The sequence below is a fragment of the Methylotuvimicrobium sp. KM1 genome (genome assembly GCF_044788715.1).
Lineage (GTDB): Bacteria > Pseudomonadota > Gammaproteobacteria > Methylococcales > Methylomonadaceae > Methylotuvimicrobium.
This window is the reverse complement of record NZ_CP173170.1, coordinates 3812698-3837795: the sequence shown is the minus strand read 5'-3', so window position 1 is coordinate 3837795 and position 25098 is coordinate 3812698. Positions and strand designations below refer to the sequence as shown.

Annotated in this window: 22 protein-coding genes; 16 read left to right on the top strand and 6 right to left on the bottom strand. The window is 48.3% G+C overall.

Annotated elements, in window-relative coordinates:
* Window positions 1-94: 94 nt before the first annotated feature.
* The 6 genes from ACINK7_RS16465 to fusA all read right to left on the bottom strand — a co-directional run bounded on the left by ACINK7_RS16465 (window position 95) and on the right by fusA (window position 7161).
* Window positions 95-1507 (bottom strand): PhoH family protein, encoded by a 1413-nt coding sequence (locus ACINK7_RS16465; RefSeq protein ID WP_404356913.1) that lies wholly within the window; start codon window positions 1505-1507, stop codon window positions 95-97.
* Between the two features lie 96 nt (window positions 1508-1603).
* Entirely contained in the window at window positions 1604-2077 is a 474-nt protein-coding gene (locus tag ACINK7_RS16460) for a peroxiredoxin (protein ID WP_404356911.1), read from the bottom strand.
* Window positions 2078-2086: 9 nt separating this feature from the next.
* Window positions 2087-2611, bottom strand: coding sequence for a glycine cleavage system protein R (locus tag ACINK7_RS16455; RefSeq protein WP_404356909.1), 525 nt, complete (start codon window positions 2609-2611; stop codon window positions 2087-2089).
* A gap of 95 nt (window positions 2612-2706) precedes the next feature.
* Window positions 2707-3324 carry a phospholipid-binding protein MlaC gene (locus ACINK7_RS16450; RefSeq protein ID WP_404356907.1) on the bottom strand — a complete coding sequence of 206 codons (618 nt, stop codon included), beginning with the start codon at window positions 3322-3324 and terminating at the stop codon, window positions 2707-2709.
* A 250-nt stretch (window positions 3325-3574) separates the two neighbouring features.
* Window positions 3575-4906 (bottom strand): flavohemoglobin expression-modulating QEGLA motif protein, encoded by a 1332-nt coding sequence (locus tag ACINK7_RS16445; RefSeq protein ID WP_404356905.1) that lies wholly within the window; start codon window positions 4904-4906, stop codon window positions 3575-3577.
* Window positions 4907-5076: 170 nt separating this feature from the next.
* Window positions 5077-7161 carry an elongation factor G gene (gene fusA / locus ACINK7_RS16440; RefSeq protein WP_404356903.1) on the bottom strand — a complete coding sequence of 695 codons (2085 nt, stop codon included), beginning with the start codon at window positions 7159-7161 and terminating at the stop codon, window positions 5077-5079.
* 470 nt (window positions 7162-7631) lie between these two features.
* On the opposite strand from fusA, the gene lpxD reads away from it, so the two are divergent.
* From lpxD to ACINK7_RS16360, 16 genes are all read left to right on the top strand, one after another.
* Window positions 7632-8666 carry a UDP-3-O-(3-hydroxymyristoyl)glucosamine N-acyltransferase gene (gene lpxD, locus ACINK7_RS16435; RefSeq protein ID WP_404356902.1) on the top strand — a complete coding sequence of 345 codons (1035 nt, stop codon included), beginning with the start codon at window positions 7632-7634 and terminating at the stop codon, window positions 8664-8666.
* 9 nt (window positions 8667-8675) lie between these two features.
* On the top strand, window positions 8676-10595 hold the full coding sequence (locus ACINK7_RS16430; RefSeq protein ID WP_404356900.1) for an ATP-dependent DNA helicase: 1920 nt from the start codon (window positions 8676-8678) through the stop codon (window positions 10593-10595).
* Window positions 10592-11275, top strand: a complete 684-nt coding sequence (tsaB, locus tag ACINK7_RS16425; RefSeq protein WP_404356898.1) for a tRNA (adenosine(37)-N6)-threonylcarbamoyltransferase complex dimerization subunit type 1 TsaB — start codon at window positions 10592-10594, stop codon at window positions 11273-11275. Before ACINK7_RS16430 ends, tsaB begins: the two co-directional genes overlap by 4 nt.
* A 39-nt stretch (window positions 11276-11314) precedes the next feature.
* Entirely contained in the window at window positions 11315-11935 is a 621-nt protein-coding gene (locus tag ACINK7_RS16420; RefSeq protein ID WP_404356896.1) for an L-threonylcarbamoyladenylate synthase, read from the top strand.
* Between the two features lie 15 nt (window positions 11936-11950).
* Entirely contained in the window at window positions 11951-12607 is a 657-nt protein-coding gene (locus ACINK7_RS16415) for a site-2 protease family protein (RefSeq protein WP_404356894.1), read from the top strand.
* Window positions 12608-12646: 39 nt separating this feature from the next.
* On the top strand, window positions 12647-13462 hold the full coding sequence (locus ACINK7_RS16410) for a segregation and condensation protein A (protein WP_404361468.1): 816 nt from the start codon (window positions 12647-12649) through the stop codon (window positions 13460-13462).
* A 466-nt stretch (window positions 13463-13928) separates the two neighbouring features.
* On the top strand, window positions 13929-14588 hold the full coding sequence (scpB, locus tag ACINK7_RS16405; RefSeq protein ID WP_404356892.1) for an SMC-Scp complex subunit ScpB: 660 nt from the start codon (window positions 13929-13931) through the stop codon (window positions 14586-14588).
* Between the two features lie 19 nt (window positions 14589-14607).
* Window positions 14608-15447 (top strand): 23S rRNA pseudouridine(2605) synthase RluB, encoded by an 840-nt coding sequence (gene rluB, locus ACINK7_RS16400; RefSeq protein WP_404356890.1) that lies wholly within the window; start codon window positions 14608-14610, stop codon window positions 15445-15447.
* Between the two features lie 879 nt (window positions 15448-16326).
* Entirely contained in the window at window positions 16327-16884 is a 558-nt protein-coding gene (locus ACINK7_RS16395) for an ATP-dependent zinc protease (RefSeq protein WP_404356889.1), read from the top strand.
* Between the two features lie 63 nt (window positions 16885-16947).
* Complete coding sequence (locus tag ACINK7_RS16390; protein WP_404356887.1) at window positions 16948-18468, top strand: inactive transglutaminase family protein; 1521 nt, start codon at window positions 16948-16950, stop codon at window positions 18466-18468.
* A 4-nt stretch (window positions 18469-18472) separates the two neighbouring features.
* Complete coding sequence (locus tag ACINK7_RS16385; protein ID WP_404356885.1) at window positions 18473-19432, top strand: alpha-L-glutamate ligase-like protein; 960 nt, start codon at window positions 18473-18475, stop codon at window positions 19430-19432.
* Window positions 19433-19602: 170 nt separating this feature from the next.
* Window positions 19603-20985, top strand: coding sequence for a type VI secretion system contractile sheath domain-containing protein (locus tag ACINK7_RS16380; protein WP_404356883.1), 1383 nt, complete (start codon window positions 19603-19605; stop codon window positions 20983-20985).
* Between the two features lie 1112 nt (window positions 20986-22097).
* The gene (locus ACINK7_RS16375) at window positions 22098-22304 is read left to right on the top strand and encodes a cold-shock protein (protein WP_026130375.1); all 207 of its coding nucleotides are present in this window, start codon (window positions 22098-22100) and stop codon (window positions 22302-22304) included.
* Window positions 22305-22552: 248 nt separating this feature from the next.
* Entirely contained in the window at window positions 22553-23035 is a 483-nt protein-coding gene (locus tag ACINK7_RS16370) for a hypothetical protein (protein WP_404356881.1), read from the top strand.
* Between the two features lie 26 nt (window positions 23036-23061).
* Window positions 23062-24435 (top strand): alanine/glycine:cation symporter family protein, encoded by a 1374-nt coding sequence (locus ACINK7_RS16365; protein WP_404356879.1) that lies wholly within the window; start codon window positions 23062-23064, stop codon window positions 24433-24435.
* Between the two features lie 461 nt (window positions 24436-24896).
* Window positions 24897-25088 carry a Flp family type IVb pilin gene (locus ACINK7_RS16360; RefSeq protein WP_404356877.1) on the top strand — a complete coding sequence of 64 codons (192 nt, stop codon included), beginning with the start codon at window positions 24897-24899 and terminating at the stop codon, window positions 25086-25088.
* Window positions 25089-25098 lie beyond the last annotated feature (10 nt).

The following is a 25098-nucleotide window of genomic DNA, read 5'->3' as shown; positions in this document are numbered from 1 at the left end:
GAATAGCGATGGATTTCCGTTTCGCTGCTACCCATCCTACGGTTATGCATGACGGGGTTGCAAAGCCCGCCATGCATATTTAAGATCGTTAGGCTTATAGAATCTCCGATGCATAATCGGCTAGACGGGATCTTTCGCCTTGTTTCAAGGTGATGTGCGCGGCATGCGGCCAGGTCTTGAAACGGTCGACAATATAAGTGAGTCCCGATGTGGTGGCCGTCAAATAGGGTGTATCGATTTGACCTAGGTTACCGATACAAATGATTTTAGTCCCGGGGCCGGCTCGGGTGATCAACGTTTTCATTTGTTTGGAAGTCAGATTTTGCGCTTCGTCGATGATCAAATAGCGGTTTAGAAAGGTGCGGCCGCGCATGAAGTTGAGCGACCTAATTTTGATCCGGTTCATAACAAGGTTGCTGGTCGCGCCTTGTTGCCATTCGTTGTGTCCCGAGCGGCTACCTAATAGTTCCAGATTGTCCATTAAAGCCCCCATCCACGGCGCCATTTTTTCTTCTTCGGTACCGGGCAAAAAGCCGATGTCTTCTCCGACCGGAATGGTTTCCCGAGTCATGATGATTTCGTTATAGATTTTTTCTTCCAGCGTTAATTCGAGACCAGCTGCCAATGCCAATAGGGTTTTACCGGTGCCAGCAGTGCCTAAAAGTGTTACGAAGTCAATCTCAGGGTCGAGCAGAACGTTAAGCGCAAAATTCTGTTCGCGGTTTTTGGCAGTGATTCCCCATATATTGTTATGAGGCGTTCGGTAGTCGTGCGCCAGTTCGAGTACAGCGCTTTTACCGTCGCAGCTTCTGACGATGGCTTCGAAGTCGCTGTCGTTATCCATATATAAATACTGATTCGGATACCATTCGCTAACAAGAGGTCCTTGCAGTTTGTAAAATGTTCGGTCGTTTTCCTGCCAAGATTCCATCTTACTGCCATGGATATCCCAGAAATCCGACTCGAGGGCGGCTGACCCTCGATACAGTAGTTCGATATCGTCAAGTGTTTGGTCGTTATGGTAATCCTCGGCATGTAAGCCCAGCGCCGCCGCCTTGATGCGCATATTGATGTCTTTCGACACTAGGGTGATATTGGTATCGGGGTATTTTTGCGTTAAAGCCAGCACGACGACCAGAATCGAATTGTCGGCAATATGGCCAGGCATCGAGTCGGGAAGCATTGAAGTGAGTTGGCGAGTCTGGAAATAAAGACGTCCGAACTGTATGTCGCTATCGGGGGCGTGTTCGATACGCGAGAGAGGAAAACCTTCTTCAATCGATTCGGACGTAGCGCCTTGAATTAGTTCGTCCAAAAAACGGCTGACCTGACGGACGTTTCGGGCGACTTCTGATAGTCCTCTTTTACTATGATCGAGTTCTTCGAGAACGACCATCGGAATAAATATGTTGTGTTCCTGAAAACGGAAAATCGCGGCGGGATCGTGCATCAGCACGTTAGTGTCTAGTACGAACAATTTGAGTTTTGGTGAGCTTTGAATATTCATTAATTATACCTTTCGCACTTCAAGTTTCGGCACATTCGTTCCCTCGGGAGGGCGGGGGGGTGCAAGAAAAAAACCGAATTTGATGCGATGATTATATTATTGTGTCAAGATCTTGAGTTCTTGCAGGACTTCTGCGGCATGGTTTTTGACTTTTACGCCGCGCCACTCATGTCTTAGGATGCCTTGCTCATCGATCAAAAAAGTGCTGCGTTCGATGCCTCGGACTTGCTTGCCGTACATGTTCTTCATTTTAATGACGCCAAACAAGTTGCACAGGGTTTCATCTTGATCGGACAGCAAGTCGAACGGGAATGCCTGTTTGCACTTGAAACCCTCGTGAACTTTAACCGAATCTCGTGAAACGCCGAGAATAACGGTATTAAATGCGTTAAATTCGTCAATATGGTCGCGGAAGGCTATGCCTTCCTGCGTACATCCGGGCGTGTTATCTTTTGGATAAAAGTAGATAACAACATTTTTTCCTAAAAAGTCGGAAAGCGTTATGCTTTTATCGCCGGTTGAGGCGGCTTCGAAATCGGGCATGGCGGTGCCTATGCTAAGCGTTGTCATAATAATCAGTTAGCGTTTAATGGGTTCGAGAATGGCATCGAGATTCAGCTGATCGCAAAAATCGAGGAAATCCTCGCGAAGTTGCAACAAACGTTGTTCCGATGGAATGATAATGATGAGCTGTGTCGAAAAAACCGGTGTTTGAATATAGGCAGCGGGGTAGCGGTAGGCTTTGATTTCCTCTATTGCGATGTTACGTTCCACTAGAAAGGTTACGATAGACAGGATGATATCGTTTTGATCCAGACTCATCGCTTCGAGAGTATAGGGCAGGCCGGATTTGGGTGTCCCCGATTTTTCTTGTCGTGCTTTATGAATGTGAATTTTTAGTTGTTTTTGCAGCGTTTCGAGTAGATTTTCGAGTTTGGCAATATGGTTCCAATTACCTTCGATTAACATATAGGCTGCTGTAGATTCGGTCAAGTCGGTCGACCGTATTTCAGCGATACTACACTTACACCGGCTAACGGCGGCTAGGATAGGTTCGATATATTGAGACTGACGTTTTCCAAGTACGGTGATTGCAAGTTGCATGGCATTATTTTTTGTTTTTCAGAGCGACAGTAAAGACCGAAAAGAGAGGGCGTTGGATTCGCTTGACTCTCGATCGGCTCATTACTTAAGTGGACTTAGCGTCTGTTACGATCGACCAACATCTTGATAACGCCATCGATAGATCCCGTTTGGGTAATTTCTCGATTGAAAGTCGATCGGTAGTTAGTGACGAGACTGACGCCCTCGATCAGGATATCGAAAACTTTCCATTCGCCGCTTCTGTTTTTCATCATGCGATAGTTAATGTTTATAGGTTGCTGGCCCGGTTGATCGACGATGGTTCGGACAATGGTTCTGGTTGGATCTTCACCGCTGATCTGGGGTGCGAAAGTAATCTGCCAGTCGGTATATTCTTGAAATGCCTTAGTATAAGTTCGTACCAGTAATGTTCTGAATTCTTTTATAAATTGTTGTCTTTGAGTTGGAGTGGCTTGACGGATATGCCGACCTAAAACCAAAATCGCGACTCTCTCCATGTCTACGAAATCGCCGACTACGCCATCGACAAATTGCGTGGCTCTGGCAAAATCGTTGCGATAAAGCGGCTGACTGAGGGTCTGTTGGATTCTATCCGAGCTGTTTTGGATGATTTGTTGAGGCGGGGTCAGGTTGGCTGCGGCATTAAGCGGGTACAAAGTCGTGACCAAACAAAACAAGAAAAATAGTAGTGACAGCGGACACCTGTTGTGCATGAAAAATCTCCGGGAAAAGTAAATTTAAAGCGCTATAGTATTACGAATTACAAACCAAGGAAAATTAGCTGCATTTTATTACGATTTTGCATCAATGCATCAATGCATCGATTTCTGATAATTCTAAAAGAAAAGCATCTAACCACAGAAGCGCCGAAGTATTATATACCCTTTGTTACCCCATGAATGGCGTTAATCCAGCGCTTGATCTTACCCAATAGATTATGGAGTTTAGGTGTGATGTTTCGTATTAATCGATTTCGGTATCTTCAGACGCTTGATCCGGCGTTCTCGGTAGATTTTGAAATAGCTGATTGAAATGAGCCTGTACATTTTCGATGTTGATTTGCGCGATGCCCGAGGCAAAACCGAACCAGACATAAAGACCGTTTAGATCCCTAAACATGGGTGGCAGGTACTTTGGCTCTGCAATTAAGCCATCTAAGTAGTGTTCATAAAGTATAGGGATGTCGTCCAGCGTGACCTTGCCGGCGAACAGCATTGGCAACAGTTCCGGCAAGCCTTCCAGCGTTGCGCTACGGATGAAATTGACTAATTCGATAAAGCCTCGGACATAGGATAGGTCTTTTGTGAAACAAGCGCCACCTTCGACCATGCCGCCGCGAAACACTCGCTGAGCGATCGTGTAACTGTCATGAGGGCTTACATCCCGCTCCAGGAAGTAACGGTAAACTTCAATGAAATCGGCGCCTTGTTCGGCCAGGTCGATCGCAATGACTCGGTCGCTGATGCGTCGGGCGCGATCGGGAAAAGAGCTGAACGTTAGGGTTTCGATCAAAACGGCCAAACCTTCTTGTGTCGCGGTGATGCGCGGCGAACCGACGCTAAGCCAGGTGGCCCAAGGTTGCAATCTTCCGTTTAATGTGGTTCCGACATGCACCCAGCCTTCATGCACCTCCAAGACTTTCAAATCGAGCTCGGAAAACCAAGCGTTATTATTAATCTTGATTTTGTCTCCTCCGGCCGAGGCATCGGAAACGATGCCATCACTCAAAACGACGCTCAAGGCGCCGTCGTCGAAATGGCTTGATAGGCGTTGCCTCAGCGACAGTACTGCGGTTTCGGCATTTATTTCTTTCGGGTGAGCGCGGTTAAGATGTTTGGCCCCGGGCAACGAAAAAATGGCGCATAATCGTTCACCGAGTTCCAAAAGGGTTTTATTGTCGCCGAGTAAATGATCTCGCGCCGAACCGTAAAGTGCATGGCTATGGATTAAAAAATCGGGAGTGCCGCGGCTATGTAATAAATCGATCACGCGCATGTATTGACTAACCGTATCTTGCAGAATCGAGCCGAGCGAATCGTTGTGTCCCAAGTTTTTAGTAATGTCTCGACTTAAGTCCTTCAGCGCGGCGTATACGTTTACTGCGTCGAAGCTTAGCGCTTGATCTTGATAGAACTCACGGTCGGCGGGCGGTAGAAATTGAGAGTCGCCGGCGAAAAATTGCTCGCGAAAATTGCGCGGCCATTTAATTGAATCGAGGATTTGAATGGGTTTTTGAATTTGAATGAGACGGTCGGAAAGTGCAAGCAGGCGTTCCCGATAGGATGAATGAGCCACGGCTGTGTTCCTGATAGAGGGATGATGCCGAGCTTACTAATATTCTGATGGAAGAGCAAAAGATTATCGGCTGAAGCTGCCGGACATGAATGCGATAAGGAGAGGAGAGGAGAGTAAAAATAAATTGCCGGACGAATGACTCGTCCGGCAATCATTAAAATAAAGGATATTTACTTTTTCGCGTTGCGCTCTAAAGTTTCCTTAATGACTTCGTCCGCTACATTTTTCGGGCACGGCAGATAATGCGAGAATTCCATCGAGAATTGTCCGCGACCTGAAGTCATCGTACGCAAGTCGCCGATATAACCGAACATTTCGCTTAACGGCGCTTCGGCCTTGATGCGAACGCCCGTTACGCCGGCTTCTTGAGATTTGATCATACCGCGGCGGCGGTTCAAGTCGCCGATCACGTCACCGACATGATCTTCCGGGGTGAATACGTCGATTTTCATGATCGGCTCGATTAATTGCGGGCCGGCTTTCGGAATCGATTGACGATAAGCGGCTTTCGCGGCGATTTCGAACGCAATGGCCGATGAGTCGACCGCATGGAAGGCGCCGTCGACCAGTGTGACTTTAAAGTCCAAGCAAGGGTAACCGGCCAGTACGCCTTTGCCCATGCTCAATTCAAAACCTTTTTGAATGGCAGGCCAGTATTCTTTCGGTACGTTACCGCCGACAACTTTCGATTCGAAAACGAAGCCGCTGCCCGGTTCGCCCGGTTCGATGAAATAATCGATTTTCCCGTATTGACCGGAACCGCCCGATTGCTTTTTATGCGTGTAGCTGTCTTCGACGCGTTGCGTGATGGTTTCTCGGTAGGCCACTTGCGGTTTGCCGACGATGACATCGACGCCGTGCGTTCTGCGCAGAATGTCAACCTTGATATCGAGATGCAGTTCGCCCATGCCTTTCAGGATCGTTTCGCCGCTGTCGATATCGGTTTCGACGCGGAAAGACGGATCTTCTTGGATCATTTTGCCCAGCGCAACGCCCAATTTTTCGGACGCACCTTTGTCTTTCGGCGCGACCGCCATTGAGATGACCGGGTCGGGGAATACCATCGGCTCTAATGTAGCCGGATCTTTCGGATCGCACAAAGTATGTCCGGTTTGGACGTTTTTCATGCCCAATACCGCGACGATGTCGCCGGCTTGCGCAGATTCAACTTCTTCGCGCGAATCGGCATGCATTTCTACGATACGGCCGATACGTTCGGTTTTGCCGGTAAAGGTATTCAGTACGGTCGTGCCTTTCCCCAATTGACCTGAATAAATGCGAATGAAGGTCAATGCGCCGTAACGGTCGTCCATGATTTTGAACGCCAGTGCACGCAGAGGACGGTTTGGGTCGACGATAGCAAAATTACCGGTTTCGTTGCCTTCCAAATCGACTTCAGGTTGCGGGTTGACTTCGGTAGGGCTTGGCAAATAGTCGACGACCGCGTCCAGAACTAATTGCACGCCTTTGTTTTTGAACGACGAGCCGCAATAGGTCGGGAATAAGTTCAGTTCGATCGTGCCTTTGCGGATGCAGCGTTTCAGTGTGTCGATATCGGGCTCTTCGCCTTCCAGGTATTTTTCCATGACGTCATCGTCTTGCTCGACCGCTTTTTCGATCAATTCCGCGCGCCATGTTTTAACGTCTTCAAGCATGTCGGCAGGGATGTCTTGAATCTCGTAATTCAACGGATCGCCGGAGTTATCCCAGACCCAAGCTTTTTCAGTCAATAAGTCGACAACGCCGACAAACTGATCTTCGGTTCCGATCGGCAGGGTCATGACGATAGGGTTTGCACCTAAAACTTTTTCAACCTGTTTGACGACACGGTAGAAATCGGCGCCGATACGGTCTAGTTTGTTGACATAAATGACACGGGCAACCTTAGAATCATTTGCATAACGCCAGTTGGTTTCCGATTGAGGCTCCACGCCGCCGGAACCGCAGAAAACGCCGACGCCGCCGTCGAGAACCTTCAGTGAGCGGTAAACTTCAATTGTGAAGTCAACGTGACCGGGAGTATCGATGATGTTGAAACGGTGGTCTTTCCAGAAACAAGTGGTTGCCGCGGATTGAATCGTGATGCCGCGTTCGGCTTCTTGATCCATGAAGTCCATGGTCGATTCGCCTTCGTGAACTTCGCCTAGTTTATGGATTTTTCCGGTGAGTTTTAAGATACGCTCGGTAGTCGTGGTTTTGCCAGCATCGACGTGAGCGAAGATGCCGATGTTTCTGTAATGCGATAGGTCTGTCATGTTGTTACTCTAAAGGTTAAGGCATTAAAAATTTTTTTCGACGGACTCCCAAGATATTGTCCTGAAAGTAGGCTTTTCCCTGCAACGAATGGCTGGAATTCGGATATCGCAGCAAGCCGAAGCCGGGTACTGATGAGAATCCGAAAGTTCCGGCGTAATCTTTTTCTCATCCAGTTTCAAAAAACTGGCTATTCTAACCTAAAATAACGTCAAACACAGAATGAAAATGTTTATTTAAGGGGAAAAGGTGAAAGGTGAAAGGTGAAAAGCAGCGTAGCCCGGATGGAGCGCAGCGCAATCCGGGATGGGCGAGGCCACGAATGCCCCGTATTCCGCTGGCGCTGCATACGGACCACTTACTGCGCACCACTCGCCGCTCACTTCTCACTGTTCACTATTCACTATTCGGTTATAATCCGAACATCAAACGCGAAAAGCCTTAAATTTATTATTCAATTAATCATTTATTTATGACATTAATCCTAGAAGAGTTGGCCAAGCATTGTGATGCGGAAATTGTCGGCGGAGACAAGCAGTGTTCTATTACTTCGGCGGCCGATATCAAGTCGGCTGCCGCTGGACAAATTACCATCTTGAACGATCCCAAATATGCACAATATTTGTCCAATTCCCGGGCAGCCGCTTGTTTTATCAAACGCGAAACACTTCACGAAAATCCGCCGGAGCAAATGGCACTGCTGATTTGCAAAGATCCCGAGATTAGTTTCATCAAAGCGATTCACCTGCTTTACCCGTCATTGGAGTTTCCTAAACAAATTTCGGAGCGTGCCTGTATTGCCGATTCGGCAATGATCGCTCATAACGTCTATATTGCGCCGTTCGTAAGTGTCGGCGAAGGTTGTTTGATCGGCGAGGGTTGCGAGATTCTTAACGGCGCCTATATCGGCAATGACGTCATATTAGGAGTTAATTGTCGTATTCATCCGAATGCCGTGATTTACGATCACAGTCGTATCGGTAACAATGTCGTAATTCACGCCGGCGCTGTGATCGGCGCGGACGGTTTCGGTTATAAGCAACGCAATGAGCAACAGATCAAAGTGCCGCATGTCGGCAATATCATAATCGAGGACGATGTCGAGATCGGCGCGAATACCTGCATCGATCGAGGCACATTAGGTTCTACCGTGATCGGTTCGGGGTCGAAGATCGATAATCTGGTGCAAATCGGCCATAACAACACGATCGGTAATAATGTGATTATTTGCGGGCAAACCGGTATTTCGGGTTCTTGCACGATCGAAGACAATGCGATTCTGGCTGGCAGCGCAGGTATCGCCGACCATGTCAAAATCGGCCATCATGCGGTCGTGATGGCGCGCTCCGGCGTATCGAACGATATTGCACCGGCTACGCAGGTCTTTGGCAGTCCCGCGAAAGAAAGAAAAGTCGCTTGGAAAGAGTTGGCTGCATTGACTAAATTGCCGGGATTACTGAAAAAAATCAAGGATATCGAAATCAGACTCGGCAAACTTGAACAATAAAACGATCTTGTGAACGAATTGGAAGCGTTTTTTGCCGGCGACGGGCCGCTATCGAAAGTTATTCCCGGTTATTTGCCGCGCGCTGCGCAGGTTGAAATGGCTTGTGCGGTTCGGGATGCGGTCGAGCAAGAGCGTCATTTGATCGCCGAAGCCGGCACCGGCACCGGGAAAACTTTTGCTTACCTAGTACCTGCGATTCTATCGGGGCGCAAAGCGATCGTATCGACCGGCACCAAAAATCTCCAGGATCAATTGTTTAACAACGACATTCCTGTCATTCGCAAAGCGATGAGCGTGCCGTTTGCGGCCGCTCTGCTGAAAGGTCGTAGCAATTATTTGTGTATTTATCGGCTCGGCAACGCACTCAATTCGACCTTGGGTTTCAGTAAGGACGATGCGGCGTCGCTGACTAAAATTAAATCATGGTCCAACCGAACGAAATCGGGCGATGTCGCAGAAATGCCGGACGTGCCGGAAAGCGACCCGGTGTGGTTTCAGGCGACCTCGACCGCCGATAATTGTCTCGGTCAGGATTGTCCCGATTACGAAAAGTGTTTTCTGGTCAAGGCGCGTAAAAAAGCCCAGGAAGCCGATGTGCTGGTCATCAATCACCATTTGTTGTGCGCGGATTGGTCGATTCGCGAGATCGGCTTCGGCGAGTTGTTGCCTGATGCCGAAATCGTGATCATCGATGAGGCGCATCAATTGGCCGATACCGCCTCTAACTTTTTGGGTATTACGGTCGGCGCCCGACAATTAAGCGATTTGGCGAAGGATACTTTGGTTGAGTATTTCAAGGATGCGACCGATCTACCCGAGTTACGCACCGCATGCGACGATCTGGAGCACCAAATTAAGGATTTGCGCTTGGCATTCGGCATTGAGCTAAAAAGAGGCGAGTGGCGCGAAATCGAGACCCATCCGAAAATTTCTTCGGGCCTTTCTGAATTGCAGGAACAACTTCAACGTTTGACCGTGCAATTGGAATTGGCGTCGGTCAAGACTAAGGGGTTGGAGTCTTGTTTCAAACGCGCAGAAGAACTAGGGCACCAACTACGGGCCATTCTCGAAGAGAACGACGGCAAATGGATACGCTGGTACGAAACCCATAAAAAGACCTTCACGCTCAGTCGAACGCCTATTGACATTGCCTCCGAATTCCGTGCCTTTATGCAGCAGCATAAGGCGACCTGGGTATTTACCTCGGCGACGCTGAGTGTTGCAAATAAATTCGAGCATTTCGCGAAAAGTTTGGGGCTTGCGAATGCCGAGGGGTTCAGTTGGGAAAGTCCGTTCGATTACGCCGAGCAATCCTTGTTTTATCATCCGAAAGGTTTGCCGAAACCGGCCGATCCGAACTTTACCCGGACGATCGTCGAATTTGCGTTGCCGGTGCTCGAAGCGAGCCGGGGGCGGGCGTTTTTTTTGTTTACGAGTCATCGCGCCTTGAAAGAGGCGGAATTGCTATTGAGACAAAAAATCAAATATCCGTTGCTGGTGCAAGGCAGTCGGCCGAAAGCAATTTTGTTGGATGAATTCAAACGGTCCGGTAATGCTATTTTACTGGGCACGGCTAGTTTTTGGGAGGGCGTCGATGTGCGAGGCGAGGCTTTGTCGTGTGTGATTATCGATAAATTGCCGTTCGCCTCGCCGAGCGACCCGGTCTTGAAGGCTCGACTCGGCGCGATGGAGCGGCAAGGTTTGAATCCCTTTTTTGAATACCAGATTCCGGCCGCGGTGATCGCATTGAGACAAGGCGTCGGCCGCTTGATTCGCGATGTCAGCGATCGCGGGGTGTTGCTGGTCTGCGATCCGCGGCTCTTAAAACGCGCTTATGGACAAATGTTTCTCGACAGCGTACCGCCGATGCGGCGAACTCGAGATATCGAGGATGTCCGGGCTTTTTTTCAAAACGAGCAAAATGCATGAAGTTATTGGCAGTAGATACCGCGACCGAAGCTTGTTCGGCCGCCTTATATATCGATGGCGAAATCTTGGAACGCTTTGAACTGGCGCCGCGAACACATACGCAATTGATCTTACCGATGATTGATTCGCTGATGGCTGAGGCGGGGTTCGTGCCTCAGGATTTGGACGGACTCGCGTTCGGCCGGGGCCCCGGGTCTTTTACCGGCGTCAGAATTGCGACCGGCGTGATTCAAGGTATTGCATTAGGTTTAGACTTGCTTGTCGCTCCGGTTTCGACGCTGGCGGCCTTGGCTCAGAATTATTTTGAACACGCGGACCGGGACGTGGTTTTTGCCTGTATGGATGCACGTATGGGCGAGGTGTTTTGGGGTGTTTACCGTAAAAACGACCAGGGGTTTGCCGAATTGCTCGGCTCCGAGTCGGTAGGGTCCGCTGAAAACGTCGACTTCCCCGAAATAAAAGGCTACGGCATCGGTAGCGGCTGGAAAACCTACCGTGAAGCATTGGACGAGCGCTTGAATGCTTGGCTTGCCGGCGTCGACGACACGCCTTTGCCGAAAGCTTCGGCGATAGCACTGCTCGGCGCGCGAAGTTTCAACTTGAATCAAGCCGTACCGGTCGAACAGGCAATGCCGGTATATTTGCGCGATAAAGTCGCAAAAAAAGAATCGGAGCGATAATCGGGTATAATGGCCGAATTTATTTCAAGCACGCATACTATGGCGCAATTTTTTCAAATTCATCCCGAGAATCCGCAGCAACGGTTAATCAATCGAGCAGTCGAGATCTTGCAGCATGGTGGAGTGATTGCCTATCCGAACGACTCGTCCTATGCGATTGCCTGTCAAATGGACGATAAGCAGGCGCTGGACAAAATTCGTAGAATTAGGCAATTGGACGATAAACACAATTTTACCTTGATCTGTCAGGATCTAACGCAGGTGTCGAATTTTGCCAAAATCGATAACGACGCCTATCGGTTGATCAAGGCATTGACGCCAGGGCCGTTCACTTTTATCCTGAATGCTACGCGAGAAGTGCCGCGCCGCTTGCAACATCCTAAGAAAAAAACCATAGGCATTCGGGTGCCTGATCACGCGATCGCCTCATTACTCGTGGAGACTATTGGAGAGCCGTTGTTCAGCTCGACGCTGGTCTTGCCGGGCGAGTCGTCGGCTCTAACCGATCCCTATGAAATTCGCGATCGGCTCGAGCATGAACTCGATCTCGTAATCGATGCCGGTATCGTGCCGGACGAACCGACTACAATTATTGAATGTTCGGGAAAAAATCTCGAAATTATCAGGCAAGGAAAAGGCCAAGCGCCGATGTTGGACTAACCGAGAAATCCCTCTATGATGAACGAATTGTCTTTGATCCAGCGTATTATCGTCTGGGTTATTCCGGTGATTTTCGCGATTACCGTGCATGAAACCGCTCACGGTTGGGTCGCAAAAAAATACGGCGACAATACCGCTAAAATGCTCGGTCGATTGACCTTGAACCCTTTGAAACACATCGACCCGGTCGGTACGATTCTTCTGCCCGGCATATTGTTATTGACCGGAACCGGTTTTATATTCGGCTGGGCCAAGCCGGTACCCGTCGATGCGCGAAATTTCAAGAATCCGCGGCAGGATATGGCCATCGTCGCATTGGCGGGTCCGGTATCGAATTTACTGATGGCTGTGGGGTGGGCGTTGATCGCTCGAGTGGGCGTCATGATCAATGTCGATTTCATGACACTGCCGATGATCTATTGGGGTATTGCGGGGATATCGATCAATCTGGTGCTGGCACTGATTAATCTGATACCGATACCGCCTTTGGATGGCAGTCGCGTTGTATCCGGCATTTTGCCGAACCGATGGGCTTGGCAATACAACAAATTAGAGCGTTACGGTTTTTTGATATTATTGCTGATGTTATTCACCGGTACATTGAATGTCATACTGGGTTATCCGATGTTTTTGGCGCAAAATATGTTTTTTTCATTAGCTGGGTTGGGATGAGAGTTTTGATCGGTTTTCGGTTAAGGTGATCTATTGACGATGCAAGTAGCGCAAGCGGAAGTTTTGGCCCCGGTTGAGAAAGTCTTGGCTATTGTTCAGGGCGCGCCGTTCATGGAATTCCCCGAGGATCTTTACATACCGCCCGATGCATTGCGTGTCTTTCTCGATACCTTTGAAGGACCGCTGGATTTGTTGCTCTATCTGATCCGGAGGCAGAATCTCGATATTCTGAATATTCCGATCGCGCAGATTACTCGGCAATACATCGGTTACATCGATATGATGACCGAGCTTAGGCTCGAATTAGCCGCCGAATATCTAGTCATGGCGGCACTGTTGGCCGAAATTAAATCGCGCATGTTACTGCCTAGGCAGGTCGCCGAAGAAGAGGATGATGAAGACCCGAGAGCCTTATTGATCCGAAGATTGCAGGAATATGAGGTCATTAAAAAGGCGGCCGAGGACATTGATGGCATGTCGAGGCTGGAGCGGGATCTGTTTATTGCCAAGGCCGATGTATCGATGATTGAAATCGAACGCCCGTTACCTGATATTCAATTGCGGGAAATGTTATTGGCTTTGCAAGACGTATTAAAGCGTGCCGACCAATTAAGCCATCATCACATTATTAAGGAGCCATTATCGGTTCGAGAGCGCATGTCGAGTGTCCTGGAGAGACTCAAAGGCGGGGAAGGCGTCATTTTTAATCGATTGTTTCTGACTCAAGAAGGACGCCATGGCGTCGTCGTAACTTTTTTGGCCATTCTCGAGCTCAGTAAAGAAGGCTTAATCGAAATCATTCAACACGAACCTTTGACCGAAATCGTGGTCAGAGCGGTTGCTGCAAGTGCTTAAGATTTAATAAGATTCTCGCGCAAAGGCGCAGAGGAATTTTGCTGTTACCCAAGCTCCAGCTTGGGTAACCTGATCAGGAAGCTCTAGCTTCCCGACAAACAAAGAAGATTGAACGAGAAGGTCGGGGTTGATTAAGAATGTGCGGAGCTTGTGTCGGTCTCATGAAGCTGGAGCTTCCGGAGTGTCTTTCCCAAGCTGGAGCTTAGGAAAGAGCGAGATATGGGGTGGCCGTTTTTAGCTTGATGCGTATGGGTTGCAACCCCGTCTTAAATGTTTCGACCCTGCTAACGCAATCCAAGATATTTGGGGACAAACCGAAACGTTGGGGACGGGTTAAATAATTCGTCCCGCAGAAGGGGTTGAATTACCGAATTCGTAAAACCACCTCTACGCCCTTTCGCATCTGCGCGAGAAAAAATTTAACAATACGTATAGTCTTAAAAAAAGCAACTTTCTAGCAACTCTCGTGGATATCAAACGAATCGTCGAAGCTCTATTATTCGCATCGGATAAACCGATGACGGTCAAACAACTCCAGCAAACTTTTCCCGAACTCGAACAACCTGAAATCGAAACGCTGCAAAAAGCCGTTGACGAGATTGTTGAAGATTACGCAACGCGGCCTGTAGCCTTGAAAAAAGTCGCTAGCGGTTACCGTTTTCAGGTTAAGCCGGAATTATCATTTTGGGTCGGACGCTTATTTGAGGAAAAACCGCCTAGATATTCCAGAGCTTTGTTGGAGACGCTGGCGATTATTGCCTACCGACAGCCGGTTACGAGAGGCGATATCGAAGATATTCGCGGTGTTGCGGTCAGTTCGAATATCATTCGCACGCTTCTCGAACGCGAATGGATCAGGATTATTGCGCATAAAGAAGTGCCGGGACGCCCAGCGCTGTATGGTACGACTAAACAATTTTTGGACTATTTCGATTTATCTTCCTTGCATGAGCTTCCGACATTACAGGAAATCAAAGAATTGGATTTATCGGTAGCCAGTAATCAGCAACTAATGCAGGAACAGAGTGAACAGCAAGAAAACAACCGACCAGAAGTCACAGAACAAGGGAAGGAAACCGAATTTAAAGCAGAAGTCGAGACCTTCGTCCAAAGTACGGAAGAATGAAGTAGAGGCTCCCGTCGCGATGAAAAAAACATTGACCAAGCCCCAAGATGGAACCGGCGAACGCATACAAAAAATCTTGGCGCGCGGCGGTATGGGGTCGAGGCGCGAAATCGAACGCTGGATAGAAGAGGGGCGAGTCAGGCTTAACGGCGTGCAGGCGAAACTCGGTGATAGAATCCAAAACGGCGATCATCTGCAGCTTAATGGCCGAGTTGTTCATTGGGAAAAATTTGCGCATCAAACTACCCGAGTATTGATTTATCACAAACCGGTCGGTGAGGTCGTGACAAGGCAAGATCCGGAAGGCCGGCCGGTCGTTTTTACGCAATTACCTAAGTTGCAAGTCGGCCGCTGGATTTCGGTTGGGCGTCTCGATATCAATACTTCAGGCTTGCTGTTGCTGACCAATAACGGCGAATTGGCCAACCGATTGATGCATCCGTCGATGCAAGTCGATCGAGAATATGCCGTGCGGATTTTGGGCGAGGTTTCCGATGAGGTACTCGAACGATTGAAACAAGGTGTTGAACTTGACGATGGGCCGGCAAAATTCGACGATATTCAATTTCACGGCGGGGAAGGCGCTAATAAATGGTATCACGTCGTTGTTAGCGAAGGGCGGAATCGTTTGGTTAGACGGTTATGGGAATCTCAAGGTGTAACCGTCAGTCGCTTGATGCGCGTACGCTATGGTTTGCTGATGATGCCGGAAGGATTAAAATCTCATGCTTTTCACGAGTTAGAATCGAAAACATTGGATGTGTTGCTCGAATCGGTCGGCTTGCCTAAGGAAAAGCCTTTAGCTCCCGGTAAACAGGAGAGCGGAAAGCACGGGTTCTATAAAAAAACTAAGGTGTGAGTTTTAATTTAGTAAGCAGTAAGCAGTAAGCAGTGGGAGCAGGGAATGGCGGCGTGGGCTTCAATTTCGCTCGTTCCCAAGCTCTTTGCTTGGGAATGCAGTACGAGAAGCTCCCCTTCGACAAAAGCGCAGGGCAAGAGCTTCTCGTACCGCTGGAGCGGTACTCAGGCATTCCCACGCAGAGCGCTCGCCGTTATACACAAGTACCGGTAAAGGTGCTAAACAGAGTTTATCGAATACCTGTGAACGGTACTGTTTGAAAAATCAGTGGATATTGAAAGTCAATGGCTTCGAAAATCGCGACGAAGGCGTCGCTCCCACAAAGGGTCGGATGCTCTGTGGGAGCGATCCCCAGATCGCGATTTCGAAGTCGGGAACGTTGGGCGACAAAAAATGGTATCGAAGCCTCATTAGCTAAGATTGCAAAACGGTAATTTTTGACTTATGTATAACGATGAGCGCAGAGCGTGGGAGCGATAATTGCCGGAGGGCTGAATAGTTACAAACATTGTATACCCGTCGTAGATCAAAATTCGGCGCCTGGGTGTCCGCTAAAGGACGCCGTGAATACGTCCATGTAGGCTCTATGCCAGCTCCATGCTGGCAAAGCCTTTATGAGCGCCATGGATGGCGTGAATGTCGATTTTGCAGGAGCAAAAATCGATCGGACACCCAGGCGCCTCCTCTGGCGCTGCCGAAATTTGAAGTGCGAAAGGTATATTACTGCATTGGGTTTATCTATTGAGTTTATCTGTGATATTGGGACGGTTCATAAAGCGCTCAATTCTCTTCCCTTCATGGGAAAAACAAGCTATAAACATTGTGCTGCATCAGTCCCTCTTTATGGGTGATTTAACTATATGATTATTAATGAAAAATATGATGAAACGAAATATTGGTATAAGCCTTTTCATTGTGTTGGTCATGTTAAGTCCTTTGGGTCGAGCCAGCGCATATGAAGATCAAAAAATTATCGCAGGGTGGGTGGAAGACATTATTCTATCTCCGGCGCAAATACGGTTTCGAGCAAAGCTTGATACCGGTGCGAGAACCTCTTCGATCCATGCTAAAAATGTTGAAGAGTTCGAGCGGGACGAGCAAAGCTGGATTCGTTTTACATTGCCGAAAGGTTTGGAAAAAAAAGCTCAAGCGACTACTGTAGAGCTGCCGGTTGTGAGGGAAACGCGAATTAAAAGACATAAACTGGAATCGGCGAAGCGTTTCGTTGTGGAATTAGGGTTTTGTATGAATTCGAATTATTACGAGACGGAGTTCACACTAGCTGACCGAGGCAACTATATTTATCCGGTCTTGCTAGGTCGTAGGTTTCTGGAAAACAAGGTCGTTGTTGATCCAAGCGTGACGCATAAACACTCGAAAAAATTAAAAAATATTATTTGTTCCCCTGGTTTTCCGGAGCCGGTCTTGGAAGAATAATTCGGTATCGTTTCTTTCTGATCTTAGGCCCTATAACAACAATTATTTAATACGGCAATCGTTTTGAAAAACCTTCATGTCAATGTTTTGGCGCTTATCCTGGTCGGATTGAGCGTTGCGGTCACTTATTACAAAGTTACAGAGCTAAATCTACCTTTGTTACCGGTCGAGGATGAGATTATTTGGGCTGTAGAAGCCAAGGTAAGCTATAAACCTTCTCCCGGCCCTTCCAAAGTCGATTTGATGTTGCCGAAACAAATTCCCGGATATATGTTTTTGGATGAAAACTTTGTTTCAGGTCGATACGGTCTTACCCTTGAAAGCGTCAATCATAATCGAATCGCTCAATGGGCGGTTCGGCGACCGGCAGGCGAACAGACGTTGTATTACCGGATGCAAATCGTTCCGGGGGACAAAGAAACTTTTATCGATAAAAAAGTTCCTTATCCTGAAGAACCCGAGTATCCGGAGATAATGCAGACGGCCGTTTCGGCATTGTTGGACGATGTCAGAAGCAAATCGGCGGATATCAAATCCTTTACTCAAGAGTTATTGCGAAGGTTGAATGCGCCAAGTCCCGACGACAATGTAAAAATCATTAAAAAAGACGCGACCGGTCCCGAAGCTTGGATGAAGCGAGTGATCGATGTTTTGCATGGGGCGAGGATTCCGACTCGTCAAGTTAACATCCTGATGCTTAAAGATGGGGCAAGACACAGTAAGCTGCTGCCCTGGCTTCAGGTGCATAACGGTGAACAATGGTTGACCTTTGATCCGCATTCGGGGGCATCCGGTTTTCCCGAAAATTCAATCATTTGGTATTACGGAAGCGCGCCCTTACTGAAAGTGACAGGAGGGCGATCGGAAAAGATCGACTTTTCGGTTTATAAGCAGTCGCTTGGATTGGCAGCGGTAACCCAAAAGCGTATCGGTAAAATCGATTCGCCGATTATGGAGTTCTCGCTATTTCATTTACCGATTCAAACACAAAATGTTTACCGGATTTTATTGATGATGCCGATCGGCGCCTTGTTGATCGTTGTTTTGAGAAATGTCGTCGGCTTTAAAACATTCGGTACGTTCATGCCGATTTTGATCGGGATGGCGTTTCGAGAGACCGGCTTGTCTTGGGGGCTTTTTTTATTTGGTTTGCTAATCGCATTCGGTTTAATGCTGCGTTTTTATTTGGAGTATTTGCGTTTGCTGCTGGTGCCGAGACTCGCGAGTGTGCTGATCATCGTTGTGATATTGATGACGTTGCTAAGCTTGATGAGTCATAAAATGGGTATCGATCGCGGCTTGTCGGTCGCTTTGTTCCCGATGGTCATCATTTCGATGACGATTGAAAGAATGTCCTTGGTTTGGGAAGAACACGGGCCTTCAGAGGCGCTGCAGCAATGTATCGGCAGCTTATTCATCGCGTCGATCAGTTATTTGCTGATGTCGCATCCCGTACTCGAGCATCTTATTTTTGTATTTCCCGAATTATTATTGACGTTTCTAGCGTTTACCTTATTGTTAGGCCGCTATACCGGCTATCGCCTAACTGAGCTGTGGCGGTTTCGTTCCGTCATAAAAGGATAGCCGCATGTCTTGGAAAAACTATTTACGCCCCTCGAAACGGCTAAGAGATGTCGGTTTATTGGGGATGAATCAGCGTAATGGCGACTATATACTGCGTTACAATCCGCGTAAATATTATCCGTTGGTCGACGATAAGCTGCGAACTAAAAAGCTCGCACAAGCTTCAGGCATTGCCGTCCCCGAACTCTATGCGGTCATTGAAGCGGAATATCAAATTGCCGGTTTAGCCGAAAAGCTCAAAAACTACGACGAGTTTGCAATCAAGCCTGCGCATGGCAGCGGAGGCGAAGGGATTATCGTTGTCAATGGTCGCAGCAAGAATTGTTATCGCAAACTGAACGGCACCTTGTTGACCGAGGAAGAAATCGGCCATCATATTTCCAATATATTGAGCGGCATGTACAGTTTGGGCGGGCAACCGGATGTCGCATTGATTGAATACCGGGTCGATTTTGATCCGGTTTTCGATCTAGTGAGCTATCAAGGCGTTCCCGACATCAGGACGATTATTTTTATGGGAGTTCCGGTGATGTCGATGCTGCGTTTGCCAACTCGGCTTTCCGACGGTAAGGCCAATCTACATCAAGGCGCGATTGGTGTGGGTATCGATATCGAACAAGGAGTTACCACGACCGGCGTATGGCAAAACGATATGATCGATGCGCACCCTGATTCAGGGAATACGATTACAGGACTAAACTTGCCGAATTGGGAGGAAATCTTACTGTTGTCGGCGGGTTGCAAGGAGTTGGTTTCGCTCGGTTATATCGGCGTCGATATCGTATTGGATTCGAAACTCGGTCCGCTGATGCTCGAAATCAACGCTCGCCCCGGGTTAAGCATTCAATTAGCTAATAAAAAAGGACTTTTACCCCGATTGGAAGCCGTCGAGAAGCTTAAAAAAATCCCGGCAACGGCTGCGGAACGCGTAGAACTCGCCAAAAAACTGTATCGGACACAATAACTTCGGCATGTACCCTCGCGGATCAAAATTCAAAGTGAATTGTAGGATACGCTGCTCTTTTTAGTTTCAGAGCTTCGCGTACCGTAAAGAAATGATTCGATTTGATTGCTTGTCTGATGAAACCGTGTCTGCTACTGTCCGGTTTTGTCGGTCGGGTTGGGAGAAAAAGCATGTCAAGTAGAATTGATTTTACGATGGGATTTAATGCCCGGGGCATAGCATCTAAAAAAGAACACGCTAAGGCCTATCGAATTTATGTGTTGGGGGACTTTTCCGGAAAGCGAGATGCTGCATGGAGTCAACGTAATATTAAAAGGATCGACAGCGATACATTTGAGCAGGTAATGACTCAAATCATGCCGTCGCTCAATCTCGACTCAGGTTTGATATTGCATTTTGAATCGATCGAAGACTTTCATCCGGATGCCTGGTTTAACAAAATCCGAATTTTGGCTGACTTGCTGGAATTAAAAAAAGCGTTGAGTAATCCCAAAACGGCGGCGCAGGCTGCGGCGAAAATTCAATCGTTCAATCAAACCGACCCTAATCAAAACATTTTGGCCCAAACGCAGCAAGTCGATGTCGAGACTGAAGCGGATACCTTGCAGCGTTTGTTGGGCAAAGCGCCGGAGCCAAAGACCGATAAAGCCGATACGGTGGAAAGATTGATCGAACGGGTGGTGTCGGCCTATATAACCAAGGATGTAAGTCCGCAGTATCAGACTTTGATTGTTGTGATCGAAAATACAATCAGCCAATTTTTGCGAAACCTACTGCAACGGCAGGACTTTAAAAGCCTCGAGTCCCTTTGGCGAGCCACCGAAGCATTAGTCAATGAAGAATACGCGGACGAACAACGCTTCTTTTTAGTCGATATCAGTCAAGCCGAATTAATGGCCGCTGTAAATGAAGGGGGCAGCGAGTTTAAACAGCACTTATTGGCGCATGTTCAATTGGACGACGAAGGGCGGGATGTATTGTTGGTCGGCGATTTTAGCTTTACCGACAGTGCTGAAGATGGTGAATTGCTTAAGTTTTTGAGCGCTACGGCAACAGCTTGCGGCGGTTGTTTTCTGGGCGCTGCTGACCAGTCATTGATCGATAACGCTATCTTAGGGGAATCTCAAAAAGACGGCGATTGGGCTCGATACCGTAGCGAGATTAATGCCGATAGCGTGGTGCTGGCATATCCTCGCTACTTATTGAGATTACCTTACGGATTGAAGCGTGATCCAATTGAAACATTGGCTTTTGAAGAGTGTTCGGAGGTCCCCGTCCGGAATGAACTGCTATGGGGAAATCCAGCCCTGTTATGCGTTCGTGCGCTGATAAGAATGGCTCAAGAAGATACTGACGATGCATTATTGATGAGCGATGTGCCGGTATTTAGTTATACCTTAGATGATGAGCCGGTTTTGCAGCCCGGCACCGAAACATTATTGAACGAGACTCAAGTCAATGCTTTGTTATCGAAAGGCATCACACCGTTGATTGGATTCCGTCAGCGTCAAGGCGTTCAGTTGCCGATAATTTCGATGTTAGCGGATCGTTGAACCATATACTTCGTGCGGCCACATTTGCAGCTTTCTAACGCGCTCTTTTATTCGATAGCTGCGTTGCGAAAACAGTTACATAGCTTGCTATGCGCCTGTTTTCGAGCCTTGCTCGCGAACAAAATACCATTGTCATAAAATCCGCAAACATGGCCGCGCGAAGTATAAATCGGTCAGGCTTTCGGGCTCGCTATTTTTCTTTCCAGCGCTATACCCTTCGTAGATCAAAATTCGGCACCGGGGTGCCCGTCAAAGGACGCCGTAAATACATCCATGTAGGCTCTATGCCAGCTCCATGCTGGCAAAGCCTTTGCCGCGCACCCCGGCGCCTCCTTAGGCACTACCGAAATTTGAAGTGCGAAAGGTATAAATGGTCGTGCCGTCCGGAAAGGCTATTGGTGTTAAAGCGTTAGCGGCTTCGATAGCCGCGACGAAGGCGTCGATCCCACAAGGGGTTCCGAATGCTCTGTGGGAGCGATTTCCAGATCGTCCCTCACCTAACGCTAGGAGAGGGAAAGACAAGAGCGTTAGGCGACAATCAGCATATACAAGCGCGCCAAGATTTTTCGCGAAAGCTGAAATGGGGTCCGTCCGATTTCAGCAGCGAAAAATGACTTGGCGATTATTGCCTTCGGCGGCCCCGATTCGCCCTGCGTCCGTGCCACTACGCCACATCATCGTCAACTCGATGCGGCTCCGTAGCACTCCCACAAATGGCTTTACGCCGTGTCGCGATGCCTTGTATTTTGCCTCCGCCTGCGCTATTCGCGCAGACTCCGGCAAAACACCCGGCGCTACGGCTATCGGGGACTAAAAATCTTCACTTCGCTAGCGCTCCGTTTCCAAGATTTTCAGCGAGCGACGACGAGCGAAGAATCTAGGGAAACAGAATAAATCGACGGATTTTCCAGAATTAAATTGACAATGCTAATAATCGGCCTACAATAGGCCCCAGCTAGAAAACTAGATTTACCTTTGTTTACCATTTCGATGTCTCTTCAGTAGTTATTCGTCCTGTTTTTCATATAGTAATTTCCTCGTTATCAGCTTTACCCGCCTTTTTTAAGGTTTTAATTTAAAAATTTTATAGGACTACTATGAATACTGCAGCAATGACTACCGGCACCGTTAAATGGTTTAATTCAGATAAAGGTTTCGGTTTTATCGAACAACAACAAGGTCCGGACGTTTTCGTTCATTTCCGGAATATCCTGAGCGGCACCAGTAGCTACAAATCACTGGATGAAGGCCAGCATGTTCAGTTTAAAATTACACGCGGCCCAAAAGGACCGCAAGCCGAAGAAGTAACGGTTATCTAAACCGATTTAAAAAACCCGCGCCCAGTTCATGGGCGCGGGTTTTTTTATGCCTGAAGAATGCTGCGTATTTTGCGAGTTAGTTGGGCAGGGTTCGAAAGCGAGAAAACATGGTATCCCTCTGCGGGGCGGGTTATTTAACCCGTCCCCAACATTTTGTTTTTGCCAAGAAACTTGAAGTGTGAAAGGTATAATAGGTAAATGTTAAAGCTGGATTAACATTTCAATTGGACTGGCATAATGGTTGCCCTATGAGTAACGACAAACAAAATAACTTTGAATTATTGGCAAAAGAGTTCGAGCTTAAACTTTCGGATTACTATTTCCTAGATCTTATCCCGCTAATTGAAATGATATGGGCCGACGGCGAGAATCAACCAGCCGAGCTGGCATTGCTGTATCAATTTACCATAGAACACATCGCGCATCTTGACCGTGCGGCGGGAATTCCATTGATATCGACCGATGACGCGAATGATTTTTTAGAACGTTTCGCACATCAACGGCCGCAGCAAAGACTGCTCGACGCGTTGAACGAAATGGTCGTCGTCTCGGCGCTATCGACCGATCCTGTGCGGACTCGAAGCATTCTGAAATATTGCATGGATATCGCCGCTGCTTGCACGACACAATACCCTTATGCTTTACGAGGCCGTATTATCGAAAGTGAAAAAGCATTGCTCTATAAACTCTTTGCCGCGTTCCGGAATATGCAATCCTTGGACGCGAACTAAGCCGAATACCAATAAAGAGAATATCCATGGAAACCTTCGAAAATGTTGTCGCTACTTTATCGGGCTGGGTCTGGGGCGCGCCGATGCTCATTTTGTTGGTGGGTACCGGACTGTATTTGACGATTCTGTTGCGCGGCTTGCAATTTCGGGCGCTCGGCCACGCATTGAAATTGATTTTCGACAAGGATCACAAGGGGGTCGGCGATATCAGTCATTTTGCTGCCTTGACCACCGCATTGGCGGCCACGGTCGGTATCGGTAACATCGTCGGGGTGGCAACCGCGATCACACTGGGTGGGCCGGGCGCGGTATTTTGGATGTGGATGACCGGCATCGTCGGCATGGCGACCAAGTATGCCGAGGCGGTATTGGCGGTTAAATACCGCGAGCAAGGTAAGCATGGCATGCGCGGCGGCCCGATGTATTACATTGCCAAGGGTGCGGGGCTGCCTTGGTTGGGTTGGCTGTTTGCGTTGTTCACGGCCGGCGCGGCGTTCGGCATCGGCAACATGACTCAAGCTAATTCGGTCGCGGTCATGCTGGACAAGGTCTTCGGCGTCGAACCCTGGGCGACCGGTATTGTATTGATGTCGTTGACCGGCTTCGTGCTGATCGGCGGCATTCGTTCCATCGGTCGATTTACATCAATGTTGGTGCCGTTCATGATCGTGCTTTATATCGGTGCCGCACTGACCGTTATCGCGATCAATATCAGTGAAGTACCGGACGCGTTGTGTTTAATTTTTTATCACGCTTTTAGTCCGATTGCGGCGGGCGGCGGGTTTGCCGGTGCAACTATCGCCGCCGCTATCCGCTTCGGCGTGGCGCGTGGGGTGTTTTCCAACGAATCGGGGCTCGGCTCGGCGCCGATAGCCGCCGCGGCCGCGCGGACTTGCGATCCGGTCAAGCAAGCTCTGGTATCGATGACGCAAACGTTTATCGATACCTTGCTGGTGTGTACGATCACCGCGCTGGTTATTCTAACCGCGACACCGTGGACTGAAGGTGTCAGTGCCGGGGTTCTGACTAGCTTGAGTTTTGCCGAGACGCTGGGTAGCGCCGGAACGCTGGTCGTCGCGCTGGCGACAGTATTGTTCGCATTTTCGACGTTGATCGGTTGGAGCTATTACGGCGAAAAAGCCGTAGAATATTTACTCGGCGCGCGAGTCATCGTGCTTTATCGCGTTGTCTTCGTTGCTGTCATCGTGATCGGCGCGACGATGCAGCTGGAATTGGTGTGGAATTTCTCGGACCTGATGAATGGCCTAATGGCCATGCCCAACTTGATTGGGCTGTTGCTGCTCTCTAACGTTGTGCGCGCTGAGACGCGGCGCTACTTTAGCGCTCGCAACGTGAACTCGGAAAACAGTCTAAAAGTTGAGTTTTTTGATAGGAAATAGCTTGACCAGGCGGAGTTTGGGGGTTAGGATTTTGACTCTTGTGCGTTAAGTCCTCGGAGCCGGCTATAGTATCTAATGCGAGATAAATGCCTAGTTTTGCCGGATGCGGATGATAGGTGGGCTTGTCCTGATGATGGTTACCGGCGGATCTGAAGCATTTGATAAATCAAGAAGCCCAATGTTATGGGCTCATAAAGCCTGTCAGGATTTGGTCGATGAAAGAAAGGCGCGTTAGCAGTTATCGTTAAATTGTTAAACAAATAATAGTTAAGAACTGTGAATAAGCCGGGCTTTTTTTTAACGGTTTTCTGTGACTATGGCTAGCAAGGAAGAGAATAATAATTAACTAACGAATTAATCTAGCGTTTTAGGTTAAGACGTAAAAAGTCGAAAGGAATCGTTAGCCTTCAACAATAACTAAATTGGGCAATGTCAATTGATAGCCCAAGGAGAGGTTAAAAATGAACATTAAATTCAAACAATGGTGGGGCGAGTTTCTGCACGATGAAGAAGGTGCGAGCGCAATTGAATATGCGTTGATTGCAGCCATGGTTGCATTGGCGTTGATTGCTTTTGTAGATCCTATTAATACGGCGGTTGCAAATTTATTTACCCAAATTCAAGGTGCGTTACCGGCTGGAGGTGGAGGTTAAGGTCAAGAAT